This window comes from Oceanobacillus caeni (genome assembly GCF_019037185.1).
GTDB lineage: Bacteria > Bacillota > Bacilli > Bacillales > Amphibacillaceae > Oceanobacillus > Oceanobacillus caeni.
In genome coordinates, this window is the sequence record NZ_JAHHXM010000069.1 from 1 (window position 1) to 2,172 (window position 2,172).

General features: G+C 32.9%; 3 protein-coding genes and 1 rRNA gene. 1 reads left to right on the plus strand and 3 read right to left on the minus strand.

Annotation, left to right across the window (positions count from 1 at the left end):
• Positions 1 to 297: 297 nt before the first annotated feature.
• Both KM885_RS17605 and KM885_RS17610 read right to left on the minus strand, forming a co-directional pair.
• Positions 298 to 1,224, minus strand: coding sequence for a ketopantoate reductase family protein (locus tag KM885_RS17605; protein ID WP_047184452.1), 927 nt, complete (start codon positions 1,222 to 1,224; stop codon positions 298 to 300).
• 264 nt (positions 1,225 to 1,488) lie between these two features.
• Complete coding sequence (locus KM885_RS17610) at positions 1,489 to 1,689, minus strand: hypothetical protein (RefSeq protein ID WP_047184453.1); 201 nt, start codon at positions 1,687 to 1,689, stop codon at positions 1,489 to 1,491.
• A gap of 82 nt (positions 1,690 to 1,771) precedes the next feature.
• On the opposite strand from KM885_RS17610, the gene KM885_RS18320 reads away from it, so the two are divergent.
• Positions 1,772 to 1,888 (plus strand): glutaredoxin domain-containing protein, encoded by a 117-nt coding sequence (locus tag KM885_RS18320; RefSeq protein ID WP_157851568.1) that lies wholly within the window; start codon positions 1,772 to 1,774, stop codon positions 1,886 to 1,888.
• Between the two features lie 175 nt (positions 1,889 to 2,063).
• Here the strand turns inward: KM885_RS18320 and rrf are convergent.
• Positions 2,064 to 2,172: ribosomal RNA gene (gene rrf, locus KM885_RS17620) — 5S ribosomal RNA — on the minus strand; the annotation flags it as partial.

The window sequence follows — 2,172 nt, forward strand, 5'->3', positions numbered from 1 at the left end:
TGTTACCCACCCGCATAGCAGGTGGTTTTCTGTTTCGCACGCTGCCGCGTACTCAACGGACTAAAGTCATAATAAAAATAGCATACCAAATTTACTGGTATGCTATTTTTTTATGGAATGATTATTATACAAATTGCTAATCCTTTTTTTGCGTTCGGGGCACTAATCACCGTAATGAGTACCGGAATCCCTCAGAATAATCTTCTTTCCGTTACTCATCATTTGCAGTTGCTTTGATGTATTAGTTAAATTCGCATAAAAAAACGCTTGGAATTAATCCAAACGTTTTTTAGTTAATTAATTAGGTTTACCATTCTCATATGGCTTTAATATTCCATAAATAGTCTCAACTACCGGGATAGTAATATTATGTTTTTGAGCATAGCGGACAGCGCCCCCTTGTAAATGGTTGACTTCAATTGGTAGTCCTTTTCGTAGATCTTGATGCATAGAAGAGGTAGTATTTTCTGGATATCTTTTAAATGAAGATATAATCTTAGCAATTTCCTCTTCCGCAAAGATAACACCTTCTTTTTTAGCAATAAAACTCATCTCAACTAAAATATTTTTAAAAACATTTAATGTAGCCTCTGAATTTATGGTAAATCCTGAAGGTAATTGTGTTGCAGACGTAATGCCAGAAAAAGCGGTAATTAATAAATATTTTCTCCACATCTCTTTTATGATATTTTCGTCTAATAATAAATTTGTTTTCACATGCTGATTCATTGAATTTAAATGATTACAAACATCCATTTGAGATTCATGTCGTGAACCAAATTTAATGGAACTACTATTTCCCCCATGAACAACATGACCTTGTTGATTTAAAGTAGCGAAAATATATGCGAATCCACCTAATACTTTTTCTTTGCCAACTGCTTGATCTAATTTATCGATATGTTCAAATCCGTTCAATAATGGTAACACAAATGCTCCAGTTTGTTCCGTAATCAACTTTAATTGTGGAATGACACTGTCTAAATGATATCCCTTCACTGCTAGAATAACTAAATCAATATTTTTCACTTCTTTCTCAGACGTATATAGGGTAACATTTTTTGTTTCAAACTCACCTTCTGGGCTTATTAATTTTAAGCCTTCTTTTTTTAACTGCTTTGCACGCTTTTCTCTAACAAAAAATGATACAGAATAGTTTGCTTCTAACATTCTTCCACCAAAGTAAGCACCTACTGCCCCTGCACCAAACACTAATATATTCATATGTTCATTTCTCCCTTTCCTTCGTATAATTCCCAATATTCTAATTAATTTTAACATAGTATACCGATATTCTGTGTTTTTATGTAAACTTAATACTACAAAGAGCTTTACCCACCATACTTTAAGCTTTTAATTATTCTAAATGTTGATTATTGAACTAAAACAATCTGGGTGGTAGTATGAGTTTTATGAGTTTAATAGGATGCAAATCTTTTTTTAAACCATTACCCACATTATAAATAAGATGGTGGTGGGGAACCATGCTTAGGTAATAAGTGCTACTAACAAAAGGGATTTTTGTTCTGTTTTTTTAAATAATCCATATAGGGATAAGATTAAACCACTAATCGATAAAACTAACAAAAAGGTTGAAAAACCCCTAGATATTGCCAGCGGAGTTAACGATAGGAAGGAAGTTAAACCTAAAATTAATGCTGTGTAACTAATTATACTGTATCGTTTCATGTAAGGAGTCTCCTTAATTTCTATATTTTTCTTTATGATAACATAATAGTCTGCTAATTTAAATTGTTCGGAGGTAATGATTATGATTGAAATTTATATAATGACAAGTTGTCCGTATTGTAAGGTATTAAAACAGGAGTTAGAAAATAATAACATTCCTTTTAAACTTACTCACCTTGATAACTTCTCCAAATATTGATTATATCAAGGTTTCAGAGAGGTAGCAGGATCATTATCAACATTTACCTATATAACAGACCCTAATATTAAAAATACTACAGCTAGGAATGCTGTGGTAGATCAAAATTTTAATTTTCTTTCCTTTATAAAAAGCCAGGATACAATAAATTTGTATCCTGGCTTTTTATAAATTTGCCTGGCGGCGTCCTACTCTCGCAGGGGGAATCCCCAACTACCATCGGCGCTGGAGAGCTTAACTTCTGTGTTCGGTATGGGAACAGGTGTGACCTCTCCGCCATCGCT

Bases quoted from the DNA above. Each gene is read 5' to 3' on its own strand.
- KM885_RS18320 (WP_157851568.1), top strand. From the start codon at position 1,772: ATGATTGAAATTTATATAATGACAAGTTGTCCGTATTGTAAGGTATTA.
- KM885_RS17610 (WP_047184453.1), bottom strand. From the start codon at position 1,689: ATGAAACGATACAGTATAATTAGTTACACAGCATTAATTTTAGGTTTA.
- KM885_RS17605 (WP_047184452.1), bottom strand. From the start codon at position 1,224: ATGAATATATTAGTGTTTGGTGCAGGGGCAGTAGGTGCTTACTTTGGT.